The following is a 21,980-nucleotide window of genomic DNA, read 5'->3' on the forward strand; positions in this document are numbered from 1 at the left end:
GCGCTACTCCACGGTTGCGATGTACCAGTCGGTGTCGGGGCGGACCTGGACACGGGTGCCCTGTGCCACCTTCAGGATCGGGGTGAGGTTGATGGTCTGTTCGAGGGTGGCGGCGGTGATCTCGCCCAGGCGTTGGGACAGCTCCGAGCCGCCCTCACTCAGGGCGCCGCCACCGCCCGAGAACGAGCTGGTAGATCCACTGGACGACGACGAGCTGGACGAGCTGGCCGAATTGCTGCCGGCGGTGGCCGCCCGCACCGCCGCCGAAATGCCGGCGAGGATGAAGGCGGTGCCGTAGCGTTCGGCGAAGCGGTTATCGACATCGCCCGAAACGCCGAGGCCGCCCTGGACATCGGTGACGTTGGCCTTGATGCCGAAGATTTCCGCCCGGCTCTCGCCCAGCAGGACGCGGGAACAGCGCAGCGGCGCGCGGCTCGAGCCGACCTTGTCCAGGCTCTTGAACGCGCAGACCAGGCGCGAGCCCTTGGGCACCAGCACGTTGCGGCCGTGATAGCCGAACACGTCGCGCGTCACCTGGATCACCACCGGGCCGCCGGTGGTGCCGTCCAGTTGGGTGTTGATGCCGGTTTCGAGAATGCCGCTGATGTAGCGATCGGTGGTGATGATCCGGGCGTTATCGACCGGCAGCGACGACAGCGACGATTTTTCCTCATATTCGGCCACCGGGGCGCCGACCCCGCCGCCCGGTCCCGCCGGCGGGACCGGAGGGCGCGGCATGGCCGGGCCGGCATCCGCGGTTCCGGTGCCGCCGATCTCCGGCAGCACGGCGGCGCCGGCGGTGCGGCGCTGGTAGGTGGCGCGCATGGCCAGTTCCAGGGCGTCCGGCCCGGGCGGCGGTGCGACCACCGGCAGCGGCGCCGGCACCGGCACTTCCCGGATCACCTCTTGCCGGATGATCACCGGCGGCATTGGCGGCGGTGGCGGCGGCGCCTCGACCTTCGGCTCCGGCGGCTTGTACGTCCACACAGCGGGATCGTCGGGCGGCAGCGGCAATGGCGCCGGCGCCGACGGCTGGCAGGCGCCGGACAGCGTCATGCCGGCGGCCAGCGCCAGGTCGCACAGCGCACCCATCAGGGCTTCTCCCCGGTGTATTGGATGCACAGGTACTTCTTGCCGTTCTTGAGGGTGATCAGCGGCGATGTGCTCTCGACCACGAAGACCGAGCCCTCGACATGGCTGTTCACCAGCTCGTCGATGCCGTCGATGGTGACGTAGCCGGCCGACAGCTCCATTCCGTCCCACTTGCCGCCGTAGCGAATGTAGGTGAAGAAGTCGTCCCGCCAGACCGTCTCAGGCTTCAGGCTTTCGTCGCCCCACAGCTTGTAGTCGCCCCAGCCGTGGAACTTGGCGGGATCGACCGGCACATGGCGCACGAAGTCGCGCTTGGCCCCCTTCGCCAGGGGCTTGCCGTCGTCCGGCTTCGCCTTTTCCTTGTCGTGATCCTCGCCGATGCCGGCGACGGCTTCGGGGCGCTCCCGGCCGGCGATCCGCACCACCAGGTCGGGGACATTCAGGGAATTGACCGTCTCCGCCCGGATGTAGAAGGGATAGACCGCCCCCGACCTGGTGTAGACGTTGAGATTGGTGTCGATGCCCCAGGCGGTGGGCCGAACCGCCAGCTTGTTGCTGGACTTGACCTTGACCTGGAAGCCGACGGCATCGCCGGGATCGGCGCTGGTGATCACCGCGTCTTCCGGCAGGATCACCGTGGTGGTCATGAATTCGCGGGTGCGGACCTTGTAGACGCAGTCCTCGCACAGGCGCTGGACATAGACGCCCTTGCGCGCGTCCGAATCGTTCCAGGCATCCTGGACCTGACCGCCGGCACCCGGCCTGGTCATGTCGGGGAACACGCCTTCCGCCTGGAATTCGGCCTGCTGCCTCTTGTCGGCCGACATGGGCATGGCGGCGCCCGGCGTGGGGCCGGGATGCAACTGGACCGGCGCGGTGGTCGCCGGCGGCGGCAGTTGCGCCGGCTGCGCCTTCGGCGGTGGCGTCGTGGGCACCTGGCCCTTGCCGGTGAAGGGCGTCTGGGCTTCGGCCGGCAGGACGGCCAGGCCGACCAGGGCGGCGACGGCGATGAGAGGCAGGATCATGTATTCCCCCTTTCCTTCAGCGCCACGTCGAGAACGCGCAGCCCCAAGGGATTCTCGAATTTCTCGCTTTCGCGGACGGTGTGCGGGCGGGTGGTGACCGCCAGGTAGGCCCGCAGCTTGCGGGTCTCGACGGCCTTGCCGTCGCGGGTGTCGCTCTGCACGAAGTCCACGGCGTAATGGGCGATGCCGTCGCGCAGGGAGATGCGTTCGGCCGTTTCCACCACGACCGAGCGGTTGAGCTTGCTGTCCAGTGCCCGCTCGATGTCCTTCAGCCGCTCGCCGGTGAACCGCTTCCAGAGGTCCGCGTCGGAATGGATGTTGGCTTCCCGCATGCGGTCGCCTTGGGACACCGCATCGATCTCCAGCAGGATGCGGACGTAACGGCGGACGAAGGCTTCCATCATCAGATCGAAGCCCGGCGTCTCCCGGGTGATGGGCAGCACCCGGACCAGCGACACCGGATCGACCGGCACCATGCGATCGTCCCGTGGCTCGATGCGGACCAGGCCCATTTGCACCTTCTGCAGCGGCACCAGGGTGGAGATCGCCGAGGACTGGACGATCACCACTGCCAACAGGCCGACATTGGTCATGGCCGAGAGCCGCAGCATCCACGCCAGGCGGCGATGGGCGGCCTCGAAGGCGTAGGGATCGGCGGCCCGCAACGCGCCGTGATCCACCACCCCCGGCACCTGGTCCACATGGCGCGGACGCCGGCGCCGGCGCTGGAGGTGGAGCAGCCGCTTCAGGCTGGCGGGAAGCTGCAGCCTCATCCGAGCCCCCACTGGAAGCCGGGGGCCGTGTACGGCACCGGCAGGCACGCGCAGGGGCTTTTCAGCATTTCGTCGGTGCCGGTGCCGTCGTGCTGGATTTCACGGGCACTGCCGCAGGCGGCGAGAAGCAGGACGGCGAGCAAGGGCAGAAACTTCATCGATCTCTCCTGTCGTGACACATCGACCGGCGACCCATCAGGACCCGCCGCCCGGCTTGTTGATGTTGCGGAACTTGTCGGCCAGATCGGCCCCGGCGGCCTTGGTGGCGCCCTCCCATAGCCGGTCATGCATTTGCCCGCCGAACTGGCCCAACATCCCCGCCACTTCGCGGCTTTTCTTCAGGCCAAAGAGGGCGCTACCCGATACGCCAGCGGTCAGGATGCCTGCCGCCGCATTGGTCAGAGCGGTCTGAGCGATAGAGTTGGCCTGGGAGGTGCCCTCGGTCATGAGGGCCGTGCCCATCCAGCCGAGGAAGAGGATGACCAGAAACTCTGGATTGGTGATTGAGGCGAACTCGTTGAGCTGGTCGCCGGACAGGCTGGCAGGGTCGATGCTCAGGGTGTTGACGCCGAAGATTGTCAGAGCCAGCGCGGCTGTGCTGGCGAATAGCACCAGGATCGAGGCCAGCAGCGTCTTGGCGCCCGACTGCGCCATGCCGCGCCCCCAGTTGAAGGCGAAGGCCATGAACAGGAACGGCGCGAACACCCCGATCATGGTGGCGCGGAAGATGGCCACCACGACTTGACTGGAATAGGCGACGACGAGCAGGAAATAGGGAACCACCAGAACGATGGCGTAAGCGTAGTTCCCCAGTTCGTACAGCGCACCGGCACGCCAGATTGCGCCGGCGGCCTGGAACACCTTGTAGACCGCTTTTTCGCCATTGGCAGCGAGGGCGACCAGGCCGTCATACCCCGAGCTGTCCTGTACTCCGCCGGCGATGGAGAACACCGCTGCCGATGAGGCACCCATGATGGAGACGGCGGATGAATACACGTATGATATAAGTTGAGTAGATTGACTCCCGAGCAATATTCCGGTTATACTTATAAATACAAAGTCCTTTATGATTTCAGTGTGTTCCGTCATCCGCAGGGCAAGTCGAATGCCAGACAACACGATCCACAATCCGGCGAGCGCCCCGAACAACATGAGCATCGGGTCATGCAGCGTCTCGCTCAGCTTGTCGGCGAAGTCCTGCGTCAGCTCGACGTATTTCACCAGCGGCTTGCAGGTCCAACAGGTGGTGGCGAGATCGGCCGGATTAGCCATGGTGCTTATCCTTCTCAGCGTTGTTCCGGCGTTCGGTGAGGACGATCTCACTCAACGGCTCGCCAAGGGCTTCGATGAAACCCTTGAGGGCCTGAAGACCCTTGGCGGATTGGTCGTTGGTGGCCTTGTCTTGGCGTTCTTCGTCGGCAGCGGAAAACGCCGTCCGCGCACTAAAAAGGGTGGTCCCCTCGGTGGCTCCCACGTCGCCGAAGCGATGATCCTGGACAAGCACTACGAGGACCCAGTCGCCCGCCACGGGGCGCGGTACATTCGGGACAAGTTCTTCAGCTGACCTGGTCATTTCCCCTCTCCCTCCCCGGTGATTTCCTTGACCCTGTCCGCCGGCAGGCCGGCCTTGATGGCCACCGCCGCCTGCAGCTTCAGCATTTGCGCGAGAAGCTGGAGTTGCCGCGCCGAGGCGCGCAGGCCGGCCACCTGGACTTGCGCCTGGACGTGTTCGCGGTCTTGCAGGGTCTTGGCCGCAGCCAGGTCCGACTGCAGCTGATCGGCCGCGCTGTTCAGCTCGTCGGCTTGCTTCATCTGCACATCGGCCTGAGCGAGCGCCCGCGACGTGGTGTCTTCGATCAGAGCGGTGCGCCGCCCGGCCGCCTGGACCCGCAAGCGTTCCTGATCGGCGTAGGACATGCCCTTGGTGGCCGCTGGATCGACGAACAGCGCCGAGCGATAGGCCGACGAGGCCTCGCAGATGGACCCGAGATTGAGGTCTTCGGTCTTGATGCCCCACTTCAGCCCGTCGGGCATCAGGCAGCGCATGTCGCTCTTGGTCTGCGCCGCAATGCGTTCCAGGTTGGGGATCGGCAGCGACATATTGGCGACCAGGCCGACCGCGTCCTGGACTTCCTTCATGAAGCCCGAGATGTCGTTGAGGAAGGCGACTTGCTGCTTCAGCTCTTGAAGCTGCTGGAGTTGGGTGGCGGCCTGGTTCTTCAGTTCCTTGATCTGCTCGACCGCCTTGGCCACGGCGGCGCTATCAAGGACGGCATAGGTGGCCTGGGCGGCCGGCACCGCCACGACCAGGCCGACGACGGCCAGAACCATCCGGGTCAGACGTGGGCGGGCCATTGGTCCCCCCACTTGGCTTGAATGGCCTGCAGATCACGCACGGAGTCGGGACCGGAGCGGTAGAACCGCAACGGCCGGCCGAGCGGCGCCAGATCGACATCGAGAATCACCGATTCCTCGAACCCGGTGGCCGCCTCGCGCTTCACCAGCAGCACCTTGCGCCCCTCCGGCGCGCCGAAGATGAAGCCCCTTTGCTCGTCGTTGAGATTGAACGGCTCGTAGGCCGAGGGATTGCCCTGGGGGTTCGGGAAGAAAAAGAACGAGGCGGTGTTTTCGATCACCGCGTCGGCGATCCCCGACTTGTGCAGGGCGCCCGGGTCCTGGAAGGCCATGCCGACGGCGCCGCCGAACTTCCGGTACTCGCGATACATTTCCGCCGCCAGGTCGCAGAAGGCCGGGTTGCGCAGCAGCTTCGCGGCCTCGTCGATGAAGATGGCGAAGCCCTTGGCGCGGCCCTCGCGCGCCAAGCGTTCGATGGCGCTGGCGATGTGCGCCACCACCGGCGGCCCGAGATTGGGGTCTTCCAGCGCCTCGTTCATGTTGATGCCGGTCATGAACGACTGATCCAGCAGCCCCGAGAGGCTGTCGCGGGCCGCGTTGAAGGTGTTGGCGTAGAGGCCGGCGCGTTCGCGGTCGTCCATCACCCAGCGGGCGAACGCCTTGCGGGCGTCGCTGCGGGCGGGGAAGCACAGGGGGAAGATCTGATTGAAGGTCCGCGCCTCGACCGGGAGGGTGAAGGCGGTTTCCACGACGTGGGACAGGATGTCCTCGATGCCGTCGGCCTGGCCCGCATCGCCCAGCATGGAGCGGACCAGCAGCGCCAGACGCTGGCGGTTGAGCGGGGTGTCGTCGGTATCCAGGGGGTTGAGGGCCAGCTTGTCGAAAGGCTGGTACAGGCCGCCCAGGCATTCGCAGATGAACCGTGCGCCCTCCTTGGAATCGAAGATGAAGGAGCGGATGCCCTCGAACTTCGCCAGGCCGCCCAGCAGGTGCATCATCAGGCTGGTCTTGCCGACGCCGGCGGGCGCCATGACGAGGAAATTGCCGAGGGCCTTTTCCGCCTTCCGGCACTGGAACTGGAAAGCGTAGGCCTGTCCGCTGCCGGTGGTGAAGCTGCGCACCGGCCCCTTTCCGTACTGGGATTCGACCAGGCCGACCGGGGCGCTCTCGAACGGCCAGATGGCGGCGACATTCTCGACAAATAGCTTCAACGGCCGGGCCAGCTTCTCCCGCTCCGGCAGCCGGTTGAACCACATCACCGGCACTTCCTTGGTCTGAACCGAATAGGCCACGCGCCGATTGCCCAACACCCGGGCCACCGTGGCGACCAGGGTCTCCAGCTCGGCTTCCGTCCGGGCGCGCAGCACGATGATGCCCTGCGTCTCCAGCCGCGAGGTCTTGCCCTGTGACAGCAGCTCGATGGCGCCGTGGCATTCGGCTGCGGCTTGCTCCGAGCCGAAGGGGTTGTTGGCGCCGCGCTTCAGCAGCATCAATTCGCGATCCCGCGAGAGCGGCACGCAGACTTGCGAAAGCTCGATTTCGCCGGGGATGGCCATCAGCTCGTGCAGCAAGTGGCCGGAGACCAGGTCCGGCCATTCGTGGATGGCCATGATCCTGTGCAGCCAGGCGTCGGGCAGATGGACCAGGAATTTGCCCGTCGCCTTGTCGAAGATCGGACTGGCGGCCTGCAGGTTGGCCGAGATGTTGGCCGACACCGACCGCAGATCGTCGCGCAGATCGCCGCAGACGAGGAAATTCAGGAACCCGGTCAGGGGGCAGTCCGCCGCCGGGTCGATCGGGCGCATCAGACGATGGGGCTGGTAGTTGGCCAGCAGTGCGGCGACCTTTTCGTCGGCTTCTTCCAGCGCATGCAGCGCCGGCGCCTGCAGGGTCATGTACCAGCGCAGCGCCCAGGATTTCCGATAGCGCGCGGCTTCCGCCTCGCCGATCTCCGCCAGCGCCGGCGTGGGCCAGCTCGCCGGCATCACCGATTCGCTGCGGCGTTTCACGCCGAAGATACGGATCACCACGCCCCGGCTGGCGCAGGCGTGGAGGAAGTCGGACCGTCCCTGATGCAGCGCGACTTGCTCCGCCTCCGGCTTGGTGTCGTAGGCCATGCCGCCCAGGTGCCAGGCCCGGACCACCCCGCCGCTCTTGAGGCGGACGGTCATGCCGTCGGTGTCGATGCGGTCCAGTTCCAGCTCGCGGCCGAGCCAATCCAGCTCGACCGATCCAAACGCCATCCGCCGGGCGGCCGGAACCGCAAGTGCTCCGGCCGCCACGGCGGCGCCTCCCATGCCGATCGCGATTGGCCACAGGCTCATGAGCGGCCCCCTTGGGAGCGTTTGCCAGGGAACGCTCCGGTCAGCAGCCATCGGCGATGGGAGAAACGCCAAAAGGCGAAGGTGGTCAGGAAGACGGACTCGATGTGGCGGTCGGAGCGCCCCAGACGATGAGCCCTCGCCAGGCCGAGGATCGTCACCAGGGTCATGGCGATCACCGAGAGGGCGACGGCGCCGAAGACGATGGTCAGCACATAGACGGCGATGCCGCCGGCGATGCTGAGAGCCATCAGCCGCGGTGGCAGGCCGAACACGGTGAAGGGCCACTGGATATGGGTGAACACGACCGACCGCGCCTTCATCGGTCAGCTCTGCTTCATCAGGTCGATGAACCAGATGATCGCCATCGGCCCGACCGTGACGAGCAGGGCGGCGATGAAGAACGTCCAGATACGCGACCACTCGATGCGCTGGTTCATCGCCGACCACAGGCCGTAGCCGACGATGGACAGGCCGATCAGGGCCCCGCCGATGGTGACCAGCGACTTGGTGATCGAGGTCACGCCCTCTTCGGCAGGCTTGATCCAGTCGGCGGCGCCGCCTGCAGCCAGGGCGGGAACGGCAAGGACGCTGGCCAGCGCGAACGCGGCCAGATAGGTGGAGAGGTCCAAACGGGTAGGCATGGCGGTAGTCCTTATCGAAGAATGGAAAGGGTGATCGCCATAGCGACGCCGAATGCCGCCAATTGCTTGGCGGCCAGCGCGATGGCGGGGAGAAGGCGAGGGGAATTGGCGTGGTTTTCCATGACCGGCCCTCACCGAAGGATGGACAGGAAGATCGCGATGGCCGCGCCAGCGGCGGCCACCGTGAGCAGGGAAAGGGCGAGGTGATAGCGGCGGTGCCGGCGCAACTGGCGGTCCAGTTGATCCATGGCCAAGGCCTGGCGTTCGACCAGGGCGAACGCCTGATCGAGAGACGCCTTGACGGTCTTGTCCTTGAGGCTGGCCAGCACCGTATCCACGGCTTCGGCGCAAGCCTCGCCGGTGGCGCCGAGGAAGCCGCGAATGGCCTCATCGTGCCGCCGCAGCATGGCCTCGTAATCGGCCACCATGCCCTGATGCAGGGTGACCAGCATCAACAGCGGATCGTCGGTGCCGACCGCCACGCCATGTTCCCTGACCAGCAAGGCCCGGGCATCGTCGAGACTCATGGCCCGCGCTGCCGGCGGCGCATCGCCGCCGGCCTGCACGATCTCGCCCGTGATGGGATCGAAGATCGGCGTGGGCATCACAGGTTCGCCCGCGCCATCTGGCCATCCAGGTTGCGCCAGATCATGCGCAACCGCTGGCGTTCCATCACGCCAAAGTCGGAGCTGGCGTCGGCTTCCGCGAACGTCGCGCGCCGATCCAACAGCTTCATCATGTCGCGGCCGAAGGTCTCCTTCTTGACCTCCGGGATGGTGACCATCCCCTGGATACGGCCAGCGTGGTCCTTGTAGGCCTTGCTTTCCTCGAACCGCTTGCCGTTGTGGACCGGCTTGCCGAAGAACTCGTTGATCCACACCACCAAGCCCACATCGGCGATGTTGCCGGCCAGGCTGACGAAGCCCTGCATGGTATCCATCAGGGCTTGGCCGCCGGTGATGACGGTATGGATGCGGACGGTGTGGCCAGCTTCGGCGAGCAGGCCCACGACCCCGTTCTGCAGCATGTAGGAGCAGAGGGGTACGAAGGTGCTGGCACCGTTATCGACGATGGCCGCCGGCGTGCCCGCCTCACCCTCGGTGAGGATGCGTTCGATCAGCTCGTCGAACGCACGCGGATTGATGTCGGCGTCGTCCATGATGTTGAGGGTGGTGGCGCCGAACGCCTTGTAGCCGGCGAAGGTGGCGTTGACCGGATCGGTGTCGATGGCCAGCAACGGCGTGATGCCACGCGCCACGTAGTGCTGCGCCAGAAGGGCGGCGATCAGCGACTTGCCGACACCCCCCTTGCCCTGAAGGATGAAATCGACCTGCATTTCACTTGCTCCCTTGGTCTGGTTCGTCCCCCCACAGCGTCGCCATCGATGGCAGCTTCGCGTGGGTGAACTGCGCCGTGATGGCGTCCTCTTGCGAGGGCGCCACCGGCCGGCTGGAAACGGTCACGGGAGCGGGAATGCAAGCACGGGCAGCCAGGTCGCGACCCGGTGCCCGTTGCTCGTTGGTTTTTGTGAGGGCGTGAACCTGGAGGTAAAAGTTCTTCAGGGTGACCGAGACTTGCCCGGCCCCATTCAGCTCCAGCCAGATTTGGCGGATAGTTAAGCCTTCGTTAAGCCGTTGAAAGATCGCGGGCTTGAGGGCGATAACTTCGCGTTTTGCTTGACCCCACCGAGACCCTGACACAATATCCCCTCATCGTGACCTATTTGGTTCACGACTCGGCGGGCCGTCGAAACTAGCGAAACTTCAGCTCCACCAAAGTTTCAGAAGGCCGGGCGGCGACGCCCGGCCTTCTTTGTTTCCCCGCCCCCCCGACCAACGGCGAAGTAGCATCGCCGGGACGGCCGGGGTAAGATCATCGGATGTGTCTCGCAGCCATTCCGGATAGGGGCCGATGCTGAAGAAACCGAAGAACGAGCGCCGGTTCGACGACCGTCATCCCGGCACCGGCCTGCATTGCCGGATGGAGGGCTTCGAGTTCGAGGTTCTCGACGTCTCGCTCGGCGGCATGAAGGTGCCGGTGCCCGAGGGCCATCGCGCCTGGAAGGGCGAAGTGGTGCGGTTCGAGCTGGATTCGCTGCATTGGCCCGAGATGCGCACGGCGAAGGGCAGTGCCGAGGTGCGCGCGGTGGTGGGCGACTGGATGGCGCTGCAGTTCGTGCGGCCGTCCTACGACCTGATGAAGATGGTCAGCCGCCATGTCGCCACCCTGCTCTGGGGCGACCGTCCCTACGGGTACTGAGGCCGGCTAGAGCCGGATGCTATCAGGTTGAATCCGCCTCTAAATCAATAAATTAGAGTGCGATTCAGACATTAGGTCGGCGCACCCCGTGCGCCGACCTAATGTCATCGCGCTCTAGTTCGCCCTGGACGGCGCCGCTGCGGCGGCCGCGGCGGTGTTGTCGGCGCTCATCTGCGCCGCCTTCTTGCGCATGGCGTCGAGCAGGCCATCGACCTTGCCGCCGGCGCTCTGGATCACCGAGGTGTATTCCGAGCGGTGGGTGAAGGCCATGGAGGCCCCCTCGACCTTGATGTCGAGCACGCGGAAGCCTTCGGCGCCCTTGTTGCGCAGACGCCACGAGACGTTGACGGGCTCCAGCTTCTCGCGCTTGATCCGCGAATCGACGATCATGTCGGTCTCGCCCTCGGGGGCGACGGCCAGGATCTCCAGGGTCTCGCCGCCGTAATCCTTGAACCGCCGGGTCCAGGTGTAGACCTGGATGTCCTCGAACAGCTTCAGGAATTCCGTCTGCTGCTCGGGCGTGGCGGCGCGCCAGTGGCGGGCCAGCACCAGCTTGCCGATCTCGGGCAGGTCGAAGGTGTCGACGAACAGGGCGCGGAAGCGCTTGGACCGTTCCTCGTCCGACAGGCCCTTGACCGCCACCGTGGTCATGGCGGTATCGGCCAGCTTCTGGATGAAGGCGCGGGCGTCGGCGGTCGCGTCGGCGCGGGCCGACGGCGACAGCGCCAGCAGCGACAGCAGGGCGAAGACGGCGACCAGGGAACGACGCGAGAACATGGACCTCAGTGGCTTTCGTTGGAGAGGCCGCCGGCCGAGCTGACGTTCATGCCCGGGGTCGGCTTTTCGCCCAGGCTGTTCTTGATTTCGGCATCGCGGCGCTGCCGGTAAAGGGCGCGGATGGCGGAATAATAATCGAGCGATGTCCGCTCGACCTCGTCCAGGGTATCGAGCAGCGATTCCCGCTTGTCGATGCCGGCCAGGCCGCTGCGGGTCCACATGGCCCAATCCTCGCCGACGCGGTCGATGTACAGGTTGACCGGGTCGCCCAGCCATTCCGCCACCAGGCCGACACCGTCGCGCGGATTGGACGGGCCGATGATGGGCAGCACCAGATAGGGTCCCTCGCCGATTCCCCAGACCGCGAAGGTCTGGCCGAAATCCTCGTCATGGTAGGGAATGCCGCTGGCGCCGGCCAGGTCGAACAGGCCGCCGATGCCGAAGCCGGTGTTGAAGGCGAAGCGCATCAGGGTCTGCACGGCGCGGTCGGGCGCGCCCTGCAGGATGTCGTTGGCCAGGATGATGGGCGAACGCAGATTGTTCAGGAAGTCGCGCACGCGGTCGCGGCCATAGGGCGGCACCGCCTCGCGGTAGGCCTGGGCCAGCGGCTTCAGCAGCGCCTTGTCGACCGCCTGGTTGAAGGCGAAGACGGTGCGGTTCATGGGCTCGAGCGGGTCGTTGACCTGCTCCCACTCGACCATCGCCTCCTTGTCGTCGGCGGGCGGCGGGGTGGCGCAGCCGGCCACCAGGGCGAGCGCGAACACGGACGCGACGAGGCGCGGGAGAATGGTGCGAGGCGTGAAGGCTGGCATGTCGATTCTTCGAAACCCTGTTTCACCCACGGTTTTGGCGGCGCCCCCGTGCCGCGGCACGGGCGGCCGCGCCCCGCATACAGGGCGACGCGGCATCGTTCGAGGTATCATAGTCCTTCGGGAAACGCCAGTGGGCACCGTCCGGATTGTGGCTGGCCCTACCGAAAATGTGGCAATTTTGCCACAACTCATCGGGTCATCACCGGAACATGGGGCTTCCATATCCGCATAAAGATATGTTTATATGTTTTTGAACTTGAGGGGAGGCTCCTGGCGATGGATGCGGTGTTGACCGGCCTGCGGGCGGCGGCGGAGCCGACCCGGCTGCGCCTGCTGGCGCTGCTTGCCCAGGGCGACCTCACCGTCACCGAGCTGACCGGCATCCTGGGCCAGAGCCAGCCGCGCGTCTCTCGCCACCTGAAGCTGATGTGCGACTCCGGCCTGCTGGAACGCTACCCCGAGGGCGCCTGGGTGTTCTACCGCCTCGCCGCCAAGGGGAACGGCGCCGAGCTGGCCCGCGCCCTGCTGCCGCTGCTGCCCGAGGCCGACGCCACCCTGGGCCTCGACCGCCAGCGCCTGGATTCGGTGCGCGCCGCCCGCGCCGCCCGTGCCCAGGCCTATTTCACCGAGAACGCCGCCCGCTGGGACGAGATGCGCTCGCTGCATGCCGACCAGGCCGAGGTCGATCGCGCCCTGGTCGCCGCCATCACCGGGCGCCGGGTGCGCGACCTGGTCGACATGGGCACCGGCACCGGGCGGGTGCTGCAGGCCCTGGCCGCCCACGTCGAGCAGGGAATCGGCCTCGATTTCTCGCGGGAGATGCTGGCGGTGGCGCGCGCCAACCTGGAACGGGCCGGCATCCGCAACTGCATGGTGCGCCAGGGCGACATCACCCAGTTGCCGCTGCCCGCCGCCTCGGCCGACCTGGTCACCATCCACCAGGTGCTGCACTACGCCGCCGAGCCGGCCCTGGTGGTGGCCGAGGCGGCCCGCGTGCTGCGGCCCGGCGGGCTGCTGGTGGCGGTCGACCTCGCCCCCCACGACCTGGAAGCCTTGCGCGACCAGCACGCCCACCGCCGCCTCGGCTTCGCCGATTCCGAAGTGGCGGACTGGTTTCGCGCCGCCGGCCTGACGCCCGGCCCCATCGCCCGGCTGCCCGGCCACCCCTTGACGGTGGTGCTGTGGCAGGCCGACAAAGCCATCGAAACCGCAGGAGCCCGCCCGTGAGCCGCCAACTCCCCATCGCCGCCGCCGCCCGCCCGGTGGCGGTGTCGTTCGAATTCTTCCCGCCCAAGACCGAGAAGATGCAGGCGACCCTGTGGGACTGCATCAAGCGCCTGGAGCCCTTGGCCCCCAGCTTCGTCTCGGTGACCTACGGCGCCGGCGGCACCACCCGCGAGCGCACCCACGAGACGGTGGTCCGCATCGCCCGCGAGACCGGCCTGAAGGCCGCCGCCCACCTCACCTGCGTCGGCCACGCCAAGGGCGAGGTGGACGACATCGCGCGGCGCTACTGGGACGAGGGCGTGCGGCACATCGTCGCGTTGCGCGGCGATGCCCCCGAGGGCAGCGGTCCCTATGTCCCCACCCCGGGCGGCTATGCCTATGCCGCCGATCTGGTGGCCGGGCTGAAGCGCATCGCCGATTTCGAGATTTCCGTCGCCGCCTATCCGGAAGTCCACCCCGACGCGCCCGATGCCGCCTTCGACCTCGACAATCTGAAGCGCAAGGTCGATGCCGGCGCCACCCGCGCCATCACCCAGTACTTCTTCGACGTCGATGTCTATCGCCGCTTCATCGACCGGGCGCGGGCCGCCGGCATCACCGTGCCCATCGTGCCCGGCATCCTGCCGGTGACCAACTTCGCCCAGGTGCAGAAGTTCTCGGCCGCCTGCGGCGCCACCGTGCCGGGCTGGATGGCCAAGCTGTTCGAGGGCCTCGACGACGACCCCGAAACCCGCCGCCTGGTCGCCGCCACCGTGGCCGCCGAGCAATGCCGGGCCCTGGCGGCGGACGGGGTCGACCAGTTCCATTTCTACACGCTGAACCGCGCCGATCTGGCCTATGCGATCTCGCATATCCTGGGCGTGCGGCCGGCGCGGAGCGCGTGACTGCCGGCGCGGAGCGCGTGATTGAATGTGAGTGAACCACAGAGGCACAGAGACACAGAGAAGGCACAGAGAAAAAATTTCTCTTCCCCTTCTCTGTGACTCCTCTGTGCCTCTGTGTCTCTGTGGTGAATAAACCATCGGCCGCGACGCAGCCGCCGACGAGGAAAAAGACATGACCGACATTCTCAACAGCGCCGATCTGGCCTATGCGATCTCGCATATCCTGGGCGTGCGGCCGGCGCGGAGCGCGTGATCGCTCCCTCCCTCGCCCGCCTGCGGGAGAGGGAGGGCCGGGGAGGGAGAGGGCCAACGGAGCGTGCCGCATGGTGACCTGGAAACCGCATTCGGCGACCGAAAGGGCGCGACAGCTCAGGCAGGAAAATGCCACCGAGGCGGAGAAGGCCTTATGGCGTCGCCTGCAGGCGAAGCAGTTGAACGGCAGCAAATGGAGGCGCCAGCATCCCATCGGCCCCTACTTCGCCGACTTCGTCTGCCACGAATACGGCCTGATCGTGGAACTGGACGGCGGGCAGCACGGCCTGCCGGACCATCAGGCCCACGACCGCCGCCGCGCGGACTATCTGGAGAGCCTGGGATTCAAGATCCTCCGCTACTGGAACAACGAAGTGCTTGAGAACATCGAGGGCGTCCTGGAAACGCTGGCGCAGGCCCTGGCCGGGCGGCCCTCTCCCCCCACCCCCCTCTCCCGCAAGCGGGCGAGGGGGAGCACGTCAACGACGGAACCGAATCAATGACCGACATTCTCGACCACCTCTCTTCCCGCGTTCTTCTCTGCGACGGCGGCACCGGCGCGCTGGTGCAGGCCATGAACCTGTCGGTGGACAAGGATTTCTGGGGCCACGAGAACTGCACCGAAATTTTGGTGAAGTCGCGTCCCGACGTCATCCGCGGCATCCACGCCCGCTATTTCGAGGCCGGGTCGGACATGGTCGAGGCCGACACCTTCGGCGCCAGCCCCATCACCCTGGCCGAGTTCGGCCTGCAGGATCAGGCCTTCGACCTCAACCGGACGGCCATCGAGATCGCCTGGGAGGCGGCCGAGCAGTTCAAGGGCGACGGCCGGGCCCGCTTCGTGCTGGGGGCCATCGGGCCGGGCACCAAGCTGCCCAGCCTTGGCCATATCGGCTATGACGAGCTCGAGGCCGCCTATGCCCTGCAGGCCGCCGGCCAGATCGCCGGCAAGGTCTCGGCCTTCCTGGTCGAGACCTGCCAGGACCCGCTGCAGATCAAGGCCGCCATCAACGGCTGCCGTCTGGCCAACGCCCAGGCCGGCACCGACGTGCCGGTGCTGGTGCAGGTGACGGTGGAGACCACCGGCACCCTGCTGGTGGGCGCCGACATCGCCGCCGCCGCCACCGTGATCCAGTCGCTGGGGGTGCCGTCGCTGGGGCTGAACTGCGCCGCCGGCCCGCAGGAGATGATGGAGCACGTCAAGTGGCTGGCCGAGAACTGGCCCGGCCTGGTCTCGGTGCAGCCCAATGCCGGCCTGCCCGAACTGGTGGACGGCCAGACCCGCTATCCGCTGCTGCCCGAGGAACTGGCGCTGTGGCACGAGCGCTTCGTCGCCATGGGAGTCAACCTGATCGGCGGCTGCTGCGGCACCACGCCACCCCACATCGCCGCCACCAACGAGATGCTGAAGCGCATCGGCAATGGCGCGCGGCCCGCTCCGGTCAAGCGCACGGTTCATTGGGTGCCGGCGGTGGCCTCGCTCTATTCCCAGGTGCCGCTGAAGCAGGAGAACGCCTTCCTGTCCATCGGCGAGCGCTGCAACGCCAACGGCTCGAAGAAGTTCCGCGACATGCAGGACGCCGAGGACTGGGACGGCATCGTCGCCCTGGCCCGCGAGCAGGTGAAGGAGGGCAGCCACACCCTGGACGTCTGCACCGCCTTCGTCGGCCGCGACGAGGTGCGCGACATGACCGAGGTGGTGACCCGCCTGCGCGGCGCCGTCACCACCCCGCTGGTCATCGATTCCACCGAGCTTCCCGTCCTGGAAGCCGGCCTGAAGCTGTACGGCGGCAAGGCCATCCTCAATTCCATCAACTTCGAGAACGGCGAGGGCGACGCCGCCGACCGCCTGCGCCTGGCCAGGAAGTTCGGCGCCGCCGTGGTGGCGCTGACCATCGACGAGGACGGCATGGCCAAGTCGTGCGCCGACAAGCTGCGCGTCGCCCGCCGCCTCTACGACTTCGCCGTCAACACCCACGGCCTGGCCCCCGCCGACCTGCTGTTCGACCCGCTGACCTTCACCATCTGCACCGGCAACGAGGACGACCGCCGCCTCGCCATCGAGACCCTGGACGCCATCGCCGGCATCGCCAAGGAGATGCCGGAATGCGGCATCGTGCTGGGCCTGTCCAACGTCTCGTTCGGCTTGAAGCCGGCGGCGCGGCAGGTGCTGAACTCGGTGTTCATCGACCATGCCATCAAGCGCGGCATGACCGGGGCCATCGTCCACGTCTCCAAGATTCTGCCCCTGCACACCCTGCCGGCCGAGGAAGTGGCGGCGGCCGAGGACCTGATCTTCGACCGCGATCCGCAGGCCCTGGCCCGCTTCATCGCCCTGTTCGGCGACCGCAAGGCCGCCGACATGAAGAAGGAGCTGCCGGCCAGCACCGAGGAGCGCCTGAAGCAGCGCATCATCGACGGCGACCGCACCGGCCTCGACGACGATCTCGCCAAGGCCATGGCGGAAGGGTGGAAGCCGCTGGACATCATCAACAATCTGCTGCTGGACGGCATGAAGGTGGTGGGCGAGCTGTTCGGCTCCGGCAAGATGCAGCTGCCCTTCGTGCTGCAATCGGCCGAGACCATGAAGGCCGCCGTGGCCTTCCTCGAACCCCACATGGACAAGGCGGCGGGCACCACCAAGGCCACCCTGGTGCTGGCCACCGTCAAGGGCGACGTCCACGACATCGGCAAGAACCTGGTCGACATCATCCTCACCAACAACGGCTACAAGGTGGTCAATATCGGCATCAAGCAGCCGGTGGCCGAGATCATCAAGGCGGCCCGCGAGCACAAGGCCGACGCGGTCGGCATGTCCGGCCTGCTGGTCAAGTCCACGGTGATCATGAAGGAGAACCTGGCCGAGATGACCGCCGCCGGCCTGGACGTGCCGGTGCTGCTGGGCGGCGCCGCGCTGACCCGCAAGTATGTGGAGGAGGATTGCCGCGCCGTCTACGGCTCGGGCCGGGTGGCCTATGCCCGCGACGCCTTCGACGGGCTGGACCTGATGAGCAAGGTCGCCGAGGGCGGCTTCGACGCCCTGGTGGCCGAGCGGGCCGAGGGGCCGCGCCCCGGCAATTCCCGCCGCCTGGGCGTGGCCGCCGGCGACGACCGCCGCCCGATCGACTGGGACGCCGTCACCACCCGCCGGGCCGAGCTGCACCGCGACGTCGCCGTTCCCACCCCGCCGTTCTGGGGCGCCCGAATCATCGAGAAGCTGCCGCTGCAGAACCTGGTGCCGTTCCTCAACGAGACCATGCTGTATCAGTTCCACTGGGGCTACAAGAAGCAGGGCCGCTCCATCGACGAGTTCAAGGCCTGGGCGGCCAAGGAGCTGAAGCCCATCGCCCATGCCATGCTGAAGCGCTGCGAGAAGGAAGGAATCCTCAAAGGCCAGGCCGCCTACGGCTATTGGAAGGCGGCATCGGATGGCGACACCGTGGTGCTGTTCGCCGAGGACGGCACGACCGAGGTCGCCCGCTTCCCCTTCCCGCGCCAGGCCAAGGACGACGGCATCTCCATAGGCGACTTCTTCCGCCCCGTCTCGGACCCGGTGCGCGACGTCATCGGCCTGCAGGTGGTGACCATGGGCCGCGCCGCCTCGGAGGTGGCCGAGCAGTGGTTCAAGGCCGACAAGTACCAGGACTACCTGTACCTGCACGGCCTGTCGGTGGAGATGGCGGAAGCCGCCGCCGAATACGTCCACAAGCGCATCCGGGCCGAACTGGGCTTCGCCGCCGAGGACGCGGCCGATACCGAGAAACTCCTGAAGCAGGGCTACCGCGGCAGCCGCTGGAGCTTCGGCTACCCGGCCTGCCCGCGCATCGAGGACCAGTCGGCCCTGCTGTCGCTTCTCGGCGCCGACCGCATCGGCGTGACCCTGTCGGACGAGTTCCAGCTGGAACCGGAACAAAGCACCTCGGCCATCGTCAGCCTGCACCCGCAGGCGCGGTATTTCACGGTGTAGGGCGTTACGCCGCTGTCGCACTCAGTCGATTATTCATGATATTCTAACGGCTGGGTGCTAACCAACACGGGGAAGTATGAAGGATTGACGATGGCCGGTGGCGATAACGTCATAAGAGCATTCACGGCGGAGCAGGTGGTGCGGCTTACCGGACTGAGCAAGCGCCAGCTCGCTGAGTGGGACCGGATCGGATTCTTTGCGCCGCAGTATGCAGTGGAGGACCGTCGTTCGCATTTTTCGCGCATTTATTCCTTCAAGGACGTAGTGGGGCTTCGGACCATTAGCCTGCTGCGCGGGGGGTACGCCGTACCCCTCAAACACCTTAAGGAAGTTGCCGCCGAACTTTCTAAACGCATGGCCACATGGGCAGACGTCCGACTGTACGTCTGGAACCGGCAGGTTTGTTGGGACGACCCGGAGACCGGCAAGCCTATTGGTGTCACCAGTGGCCAGTACGCGTTGCTGGAAATTTCCGACATCATGACCGAGATGCGCCAGGAAGCGGAGCGCCTTAACCGTCGCGACCAGTCGGAAATTGGGAAAATTGAACGCCACAGATATGTCGCGCACAATGCCGCAGTGGTGGCGGGCACCAGGATTCGCGTCTCGACTATTATGCGGTTTGTCGAGGCGGGGTATACGGCATCGGCCATCGTTGCAGAATTTCCGTCGCTGACCGAGGCCGACGTTGAAGGCGTCATTCGACAGCAAAAGAGCGGCGCCGCAGCTTGACCGCGACGCGCCTACGCCTCAGCCTGGTCTTGGATGAAGGGGTGCCCGTCTCCGTTGGAAAAGCGTTTCAGGAGGCTGGTCATGAAGTGCATTGGTTCAACGACGTCTTTACGAAAGGTGCCCCCGACCCGCTTGTCGCTACTGTCGCGCAATTGAACGAATGGGTGCTTATCGCGCTGGACGGCGATATGAAGCAACTGGCCAAGTCAGCAGGGATTGGGCACCGGTCATTCTCAAAATTGAGTTTAATCAAATTGTCCTGCGACGAGACTGTCGCTGCAGCTCGGGTAAGGGTCTGTATGTCGCTTATCGAGCATGAGTGGCATAATGGCGTAACCAATGGCGCCGACCGATGCCTTTTTCTGGAAATTGGCAATTCCTGGATACGGTCTAACCGTTAGGCGGTCCAAAGAGTTCGCCACCACACCATGGTCAGCCCGAAACGTTTGCGCTAAGGTCCGGGCGTCATGACGCGCACCATCTACCACATGTGCCGAGCCGAGGAATGGGCTGCCGCCCAGGCTGACGGCGCCTATCGCGGGTCGTCCCAGGACGCGGGCGACGGCTTCATCCATTTCTCCACCGCCCTTCAAGTGGAGGAGAGCGCGGCGAAGCATCGCGCCGGGCAGGACGGGCTGGTGCTGCTGGCGGTGGACGGGGCGGTGCTGGGGCCGGCGCTGAAGTGGGAGGCGTCGCGGGGCGGCCAGCTGTTCCCGCACCTCTACGGCCCGCTGCCGGTGAACGCGGTCAAGGCGGTGCGCGACCTGCCGCTGGACCCCGCCTCCGGGCGCCACATCTTTCCCAAGCTCGAGGACTGACGTGTTCGACTACTACCACTGGGCCGGGCCGCTGATCCGCGCCTTCGATCCCGAGACCGCCCACGGCCTGGCCATCCGCGCCCTGAAATGGGGGCTGGTGCCGGCCCAGAAGCGGGTGGCGGCGCCGTCGCTGGAGGTGGCGCTGTGGGGGCTGCGGTTCCCCAATCCGGTCGGCCTCGCCGCCGGCTTCGACAAGAATGCCGAGGTGCCCGATGCCATGCTGCGCCAGGGCTTCGGCTTCGTCGAGATCGGCTCGGTGACACCCCGGCCGCAGCCGGGCAATCCCCGCCCGCGCATGTTCCGCCTGACCGAGGACGCGGCGGTGATCAACCGCATGGGCTTCAACAACCAGGGCCTCGACCGGGTGGCGGCGCGGCTGGAGGCACGGCCGCGCATCGGCATCGTCGGCGCCAATCTGGGCAAGAACAAGGACACCGAGGACGCCGCCTCGGACTACGAGAAGGGCGCCGCCCGGCTGGGGCCGCTGGCCGATTACGTGGTCATCAACGTCTCGTCGCCCAACACCCCGGGCCTGCGCGCGCTGCAGGGGCGCGATCAGCTGGAGGGGCTGGTCGGCCGCACCCGCGCCGCCCTCGAGGCTGCCACCAAGGGGGCCAAGCGGCCGCCGCTGCTGCTGAAGATCGCCCCCGACCTCACCGAGGCCGACCTGGTCGATATCGCGAGCGTGGCGCTGGACGGGGCGCTGGACGGGCTGATGATCTCCAACACCACCATCGCCCGGCCGGACAGCCTGCGCTCGCCCCAGGCCGGCGAATCCGGCGGGCTGTCGGGCGCGCCGCTGTTCGAGCCCTCCACCGCCGTGCTGGCCCGCATGTACGCCCTGACCGAGGGGCGGCTGCCGCTGGTGGGGGTGGGCGGCATCGCCTCGGGCGCTGACGCCTATGCCAAGATCCGCGCCGGCGCCTCGCTGGTGCAGCTTTATTCGGCCCTGGTCTATCACGGCCCCGCCCTGGTCGCCCGCATCAACCGCGAGCTGGCCGCCCTGCTGGCCCGCGACGGCCACGCTTCGGTGGCCGACGCGGTGGGGAGCGCGGCATGAGGGTGCCGCTGATCCCCGGCCTCGCCGCCCTGGCCGAGCAGGCCGACGGCTATCTCCTCGATTTGTGGGGGGTGATCCATGACGGCGTCGTCGCCTATGCCGGCGCCGGCGAGACCCTGCGGGCCATCCGCGCCGCCGGCAAGCGCACCCTGCTGCTGTCCAACGCGCCCCGGCGCGGCGCCACCCTGGTCGAGCAGCTGAGCCGCCTGGGGCTGCCGCGCCACCTCTATGACGAGGTGCTGTCCTCGGGCGATGCGGTGCACCTGGAACTGGAGCGCCGCAGCGATCCGTTCTTCGCCGATCTCGGGCGCCGGCTCTACCATATGGGGCCGGAGCGCGACACCAGCGTGTTCGACGGACTGGATTACCGCTCGGTCGGCATCGACGAGGCCGACTTCATCGTCAATACCGGGCCGGTCGACCTGGAGGAGACCATCGCCGAGTACCAGCCGGTGCTGGACCGGGCCATCGCCCGGCGCCTGCCCATGGTCTGCGCCAATCCCGACCATGTGGTGATGCGCCAGGGCCGGGCCATCATGTGCGCCGGCGCCATCGCCAGCCATTACCAGGCCATGGGCGGCCGCGTCGCCATGCGCGGCAAGCCCGACCCGGCCATCTACACGGTGGCGCTGGAGCGGCTGGGCTGCGCCGCCGACCGGGTGCTGGCGGTGGGCGACGCGCTGCACACCGACGTCAAGGGCGCCAATGCCGCCGGCCTGCGGGCGGTGTTCGTGACCCAGGGGATCCACGCCGCCGAGCTGGGCATCGAGCCGGGCGCCGAACCCGAACCCGCCCGCCTGGCCGAGGTGGTGGCCGCGCACGGCGAAATCCCGCTGGCGGCGATGGCGACGTTCCGGTGGTAGAAAAGTAAGGGGTTCACCACAAAGACACAAAGAACACGAAGAAATAAAATTCTTATTTTCTCTTTCTTGGTGTCCTTTGTGTCTTTGTGGTGAATCTATTGTTTTTTCGGAGTCGATAG

At 66.8% G+C, this 21,980-nt stretch carries 24 protein-coding genes; 11 read left to right on the forward strand and 13 right to left on the reverse strand.

Annotated elements, in window-relative coordinates; all coding sequences use genetic code 11:
- Positions 1-3: 3 nt before the first annotated feature.
- From MTBUT4_RS07155 to MTBUT4_RS07175, 5 genes are read right to left on the reverse strand one after another with little or no spacing between them, the layout of a single operon-like run.
- On the reverse strand, positions 4-1,092 hold the full coding sequence (locus MTBUT4_RS07155; RefSeq protein ID WP_173978983.1) for a TrbI/VirB10 family protein: 1,089 nt from the start codon (positions 1,090-1,092) through the stop codon (positions 4-6).
- On the reverse strand, positions 1,092-2,117 hold the full coding sequence (locus MTBUT4_RS07160; RefSeq protein ID WP_173978984.1) for a TrbG/VirB9 family P-type conjugative transfer protein: 1,026 nt from the start codon (positions 2,115-2,117) through the stop codon (positions 1,092-1,094). The genes MTBUT4_RS07155 and MTBUT4_RS07160 overlap by 1 nt, the downstream gene beginning before the upstream one ends.
- Positions 2,114-2,890, reverse strand: coding sequence for a VirB8/TrbF family protein (locus MTBUT4_RS07165; RefSeq protein ID WP_173978985.1), 777 nt, complete (start codon positions 2,888-2,890; stop codon positions 2,114-2,116). Before MTBUT4_RS07165 ends, MTBUT4_RS07160 begins: the two co-directional genes overlap by 4 nt.
- Positions 2,887-3,048 carry a hypothetical protein gene (locus MTBUT4_RS07170; protein ID WP_173978986.1) on the reverse strand — a complete coding sequence of 54 codons (162 nt, stop codon included), beginning with the start codon at positions 3,046-3,048 and terminating at the stop codon, positions 2,887-2,889. The genes MTBUT4_RS07165 and MTBUT4_RS07170 overlap by 4 nt, the downstream gene beginning before the upstream one ends.
- Before the next feature lie 37 nt (positions 3,049-3,085).
- Positions 3,086-4,162 carry a type IV secretion system protein gene (locus tag MTBUT4_RS07175; protein ID WP_173978987.1) on the reverse strand — a complete coding sequence of 359 codons (1,077 nt, stop codon included), beginning with the start codon at positions 4,160-4,162 and terminating at the stop codon, positions 3,086-3,088.
- Here MTBUT4_RS07175 and MTBUT4_RS07180 point away from each other — a divergent pair.
- Positions 4,161-4,454 (forward strand): hypothetical protein, encoded by a 294-nt coding sequence (locus MTBUT4_RS07180; RefSeq protein ID WP_173978988.1) that lies wholly within the window; start codon positions 4,161-4,163, stop codon positions 4,452-4,454. The genes MTBUT4_RS07175 and MTBUT4_RS07180 overlap by 2 nt on opposite strands.
- Before the next feature lie 5 nt (positions 4,455-4,459).
- On the opposite strand, the gene MTBUT4_RS07185 is transcribed toward MTBUT4_RS07180, so the two are convergent.
- The 6 genes from MTBUT4_RS07185 to MTBUT4_RS07210 form a co-directional block, all read right to left on the reverse strand.
- Positions 4,460-5,245, reverse strand: coding sequence for a type IV secretion system protein (locus MTBUT4_RS07185; RefSeq protein WP_173978989.1), 786 nt, complete (start codon positions 5,243-5,245; stop codon positions 4,460-4,462).
- Complete coding sequence (locus MTBUT4_RS07190; protein ID WP_254434775.1) at positions 5,227-7,569, reverse strand: VirB4 family type IV secretion system protein; 2,343 nt, start codon at positions 7,567-7,569, stop codon at positions 5,227-5,229. The genes MTBUT4_RS07185 and MTBUT4_RS07190 overlap by 19 nt, the downstream gene beginning before the upstream one ends.
- Positions 7,566-7,889 (reverse strand): hypothetical protein, encoded by a 324-nt coding sequence (locus MTBUT4_RS07195; RefSeq protein ID WP_173978990.1) that lies wholly within the window; start codon positions 7,887-7,889, stop codon positions 7,566-7,568. Before MTBUT4_RS07195 ends, MTBUT4_RS07190 begins: the two co-directional genes overlap by 4 nt.
- Positions 7,890-7,892: 3 nt before the next feature.
- Positions 7,893-8,210 (reverse strand): DUF6750 family protein, encoded by a 318-nt coding sequence (locus tag MTBUT4_RS07200; RefSeq protein ID WP_173978991.1) that lies wholly within the window; start codon positions 8,208-8,210, stop codon positions 7,893-7,895.
- A 131-nt stretch (positions 8,211-8,341) separates the two neighbouring features.
- On the reverse strand, positions 8,342-8,815 hold the full coding sequence (locus MTBUT4_RS07205) for a hypothetical protein (protein ID WP_173978992.1): 474 nt from the start codon (positions 8,813-8,815) through the stop codon (positions 8,342-8,344).
- A complete protein-coding gene (locus MTBUT4_RS07210; RefSeq protein WP_173978993.1) occupies positions 8,815-9,546 on the reverse strand; it encodes a conjugal transfer protein TraL in 732 nt (243 codons plus the stop codon). The genes MTBUT4_RS07205 and MTBUT4_RS07210 overlap by 1 nt, the downstream gene beginning before the upstream one ends.
- Before the next feature lie 575 nt (positions 9,547-10,121).
- Here MTBUT4_RS07210 and MTBUT4_RS07215 point away from each other — a divergent pair.
- Positions 10,122-10,469 carry a PilZ domain-containing protein gene (locus MTBUT4_RS07215; protein ID WP_173978994.1) on the forward strand — a complete coding sequence of 116 codons (348 nt, stop codon included), beginning with the start codon at positions 10,122-10,124 and terminating at the stop codon, positions 10,467-10,469.
- A 114-nt stretch (positions 10,470-10,583) separates the two neighbouring features.
- Here MTBUT4_RS07215 and MTBUT4_RS07220 read toward each other — a convergent pair whose 3' ends face one another.
- Positions 10,584-11,246: a phospholipid-binding protein MlaC gene (locus tag MTBUT4_RS07220; protein WP_173978995.1), complete on the reverse strand. Its 663-nt coding sequence runs from the start codon at positions 11,244-11,246 to the stop codon at positions 10,584-10,586.
- A 5-nt stretch (positions 11,247-11,251) separates the two neighbouring features.
- A complete protein-coding gene (locus tag MTBUT4_RS07225) occupies positions 11,252-12,010 on the reverse strand; it encodes a VacJ family lipoprotein (protein ID WP_254434776.1) in 759 nt (252 codons plus the stop codon).
- A gap of 324 nt (positions 12,011-12,334) precedes the next feature.
- On the opposite strand from MTBUT4_RS07225, the gene MTBUT4_RS07230 reads away from it, so the two are divergent.
- From MTBUT4_RS07230 to MTBUT4_RS07270, 9 genes are all read left to right on the forward strand, one after another.
- The gene (locus MTBUT4_RS07230) at positions 12,335-13,285 is read left to right on the forward strand and encodes a metalloregulator ArsR/SmtB family transcription factor (RefSeq protein ID WP_173978997.1); all 951 of its coding nucleotides are present in this window, start codon (positions 12,335-12,337) and stop codon (positions 13,283-13,285) included.
- The gene (gene metF / locus MTBUT4_RS07235) at positions 13,282-14,169 is read left to right on the forward strand and encodes a methylenetetrahydrofolate reductase (RefSeq protein ID WP_173978998.1); all 888 of its coding nucleotides are present in this window, start codon (positions 13,282-13,284) and stop codon (positions 14,167-14,169) included. Before MTBUT4_RS07230 ends, metF begins: the two co-directional genes overlap by 4 nt.
- A gap of 323 nt (positions 14,170-14,492) precedes the next feature.
- Positions 14,493-14,924, forward strand: a complete 432-nt coding sequence (locus MTBUT4_RS07240; RefSeq protein WP_173978999.1) for an endonuclease domain-containing protein — start codon at positions 14,493-14,495, stop codon at positions 14,922-14,924.
- Positions 14,921-18,388 (forward strand): methionine synthase, encoded by a 3,468-nt coding sequence (metH, locus tag MTBUT4_RS07245; protein WP_173979000.1) that lies wholly within the window; start codon positions 14,921-14,923, stop codon positions 18,386-18,388. Before MTBUT4_RS07240 ends, metH begins: the two co-directional genes overlap by 4 nt.
- A 90-nt stretch (positions 18,389-18,478) precedes the next feature.
- Complete coding sequence (locus tag MTBUT4_RS07250; RefSeq protein ID WP_254434777.1) at positions 18,479-19,120, forward strand: DUF433 domain-containing protein; 642 nt, start codon at positions 18,479-18,481, stop codon at positions 19,118-19,120.
- Positions 19,117-19,521: a DUF5615 family PIN-like protein gene (locus tag MTBUT4_RS07255; protein WP_173979002.1), complete on the forward strand. Its 405-nt coding sequence runs from the start codon at positions 19,117-19,119 to the stop codon at positions 19,519-19,521. The genes MTBUT4_RS07250 and MTBUT4_RS07255 overlap by 4 nt, the downstream gene beginning before the upstream one ends.
- A gap of 66 nt (positions 19,522-19,587) precedes the next feature.
- Positions 19,588-19,938, forward strand: coding sequence for a DUF952 domain-containing protein (locus tag MTBUT4_RS07260; RefSeq protein ID WP_173979003.1), 351 nt, complete (start codon positions 19,588-19,590; stop codon positions 19,936-19,938).
- 1 nt (position 19,939) lies between these two features.
- Complete coding sequence (locus MTBUT4_RS07265; protein WP_173979004.1) at positions 19,940-20,998, forward strand: quinone-dependent dihydroorotate dehydrogenase; 1,059 nt, start codon at positions 19,940-19,942, stop codon at positions 20,996-20,998.
- Entirely contained in the window at positions 20,995-21,861 is an 867-nt protein-coding gene (locus MTBUT4_RS07270) for a TIGR01459 family HAD-type hydrolase (protein WP_173979005.1), read from the forward strand. The genes MTBUT4_RS07265 and MTBUT4_RS07270 overlap by 4 nt, the downstream gene beginning before the upstream one ends.
- The last annotated feature ends 119 nt before the right edge of the window (positions 21,862-21,980 follow it).

The sequence above is a fragment of the Magnetospirillum sp. UT-4 genome (assembly GCF_902729435.1).
GTDB lineage: Bacteria > Pseudomonadota > Alphaproteobacteria > Rhodospirillales > Magnetospirillaceae > Magnetospirillum.

Bases quoted from the DNA above. Each gene is read 5' to 3' on its own strand.
- MTBUT4_RS07155 (WP_173978983.1), bottom strand. From the start codon at position 1,092: ATGGGTGCGCTGTGCGACCTGGCGCTGGCCGCCGGCATGACGCTGTCC.
- MTBUT4_RS07160 (WP_173978984.1), bottom strand. From the start codon at position 2,117: ATGATCCTGCCTCTCATCGCCGTCGCCGCCCTGGTCGGCCTGGCCGTC.
- MTBUT4_RS07165 (WP_173978985.1), bottom strand. From the start codon at position 2,890: ATGAGGCTGCAGCTTCCCGCCAGCCTGAAGCGGCTGCTCCACCTCCAG.
- MTBUT4_RS07170 (WP_173978986.1), bottom strand. From the start codon at position 3,048: ATGAAGTTTCTGCCCTTGCTCGCCGTCCTGCTTCTCGCCGCCTGCGGC.
- MTBUT4_RS07180 (WP_173978988.1), top strand. From the start codon at position 4,161: ATGGTGCTTATCCTTCTCAGCGTTGTTCCGGCGTTCGGTGAGGACGAT.
- MTBUT4_RS07175 (WP_173978987.1), bottom strand. From the start codon at position 4,162: ATGGCTAATCCGGCCGATCTCGCCACCACCTGTTGGACCTGCAAGCCG.
- MTBUT4_RS07185 (WP_173978989.1), bottom strand. From the start codon at position 5,245: ATGGCCCGCCCACGTCTGACCCGGATGGTTCTGGCCGTCGTCGGCCTG.
- MTBUT4_RS07190 (WP_254434775.1), bottom strand. From the start codon at position 7,569: ATGAGCCTGTGGCCAATCGCGATCGGCATGGGAGGCGCCGCCGTGGCG.
- MTBUT4_RS07195 (WP_173978990.1), bottom strand. From the start codon at position 7,889: ATGAAGGCGCGGTCGGTCGTGTTCACCCATATCCAGTGGCCCTTCACC.
- MTBUT4_RS07200 (WP_173978991.1), bottom strand. From the start codon at position 8,210: ATGCCTACCCGTTTGGACCTCTCCACCTATCTGGCCGCGTTCGCGCTG.
- MTBUT4_RS07205 (WP_173978992.1), bottom strand. From the start codon at position 8,815: ATGCCCACGCCGATCTTCGATCCCATCACGGGCGAGATCGTGCAGGCC.
- MTBUT4_RS07210 (WP_173978993.1), bottom strand. From the start codon at position 9,546: ATGCAGGTCGATTTCATCCTTCAGGGCAAGGGGGGTGTCGGCAAGTCG.
- MTBUT4_RS07215 (WP_173978994.1), top strand. From the start codon at position 10,122: ATGCTGAAGAAACCGAAGAACGAGCGCCGGTTCGACGACCGTCATCCC.
- MTBUT4_RS07220 (WP_173978995.1), bottom strand. From the start codon at position 11,246: ATGTTCTCGCGTCGTTCCCTGGTCGCCGTCTTCGCCCTGCTGTCGCTG.
- MTBUT4_RS07230 (WP_173978997.1), top strand. From the start codon at position 12,335: ATGGATGCGGTGTTGACCGGCCTGCGGGCGGCGGCGGAGCCGACCCGG.
- MTBUT4_RS07240 (WP_173978999.1), top strand. From the start codon at position 14,493: ATGGTGACCTGGAAACCGCATTCGGCGACCGAAAGGGCGCGACAGCTC.
- metH (WP_173979000.1), top strand. From the start codon at position 14,921: ATGACCGACATTCTCGACCACCTCTCTTCCCGCGTTCTTCTCTGCGAC.
- MTBUT4_RS07250 (WP_254434777.1), top strand. From the start codon at position 18,479: ATGGCCGGTGGCGATAACGTCATAAGAGCATTCACGGCGGAGCAGGTG.
- MTBUT4_RS07260 (WP_173979003.1), top strand. From the start codon at position 19,588: ATGACGCGCACCATCTACCACATGTGCCGAGCCGAGGAATGGGCTGCC.
- MTBUT4_RS07270 (WP_173979005.1), top strand. From the start codon at position 20,995: ATGAGGGTGCCGCTGATCCCCGGCCTCGCCGCCCTGGCCGAGCAGGCC.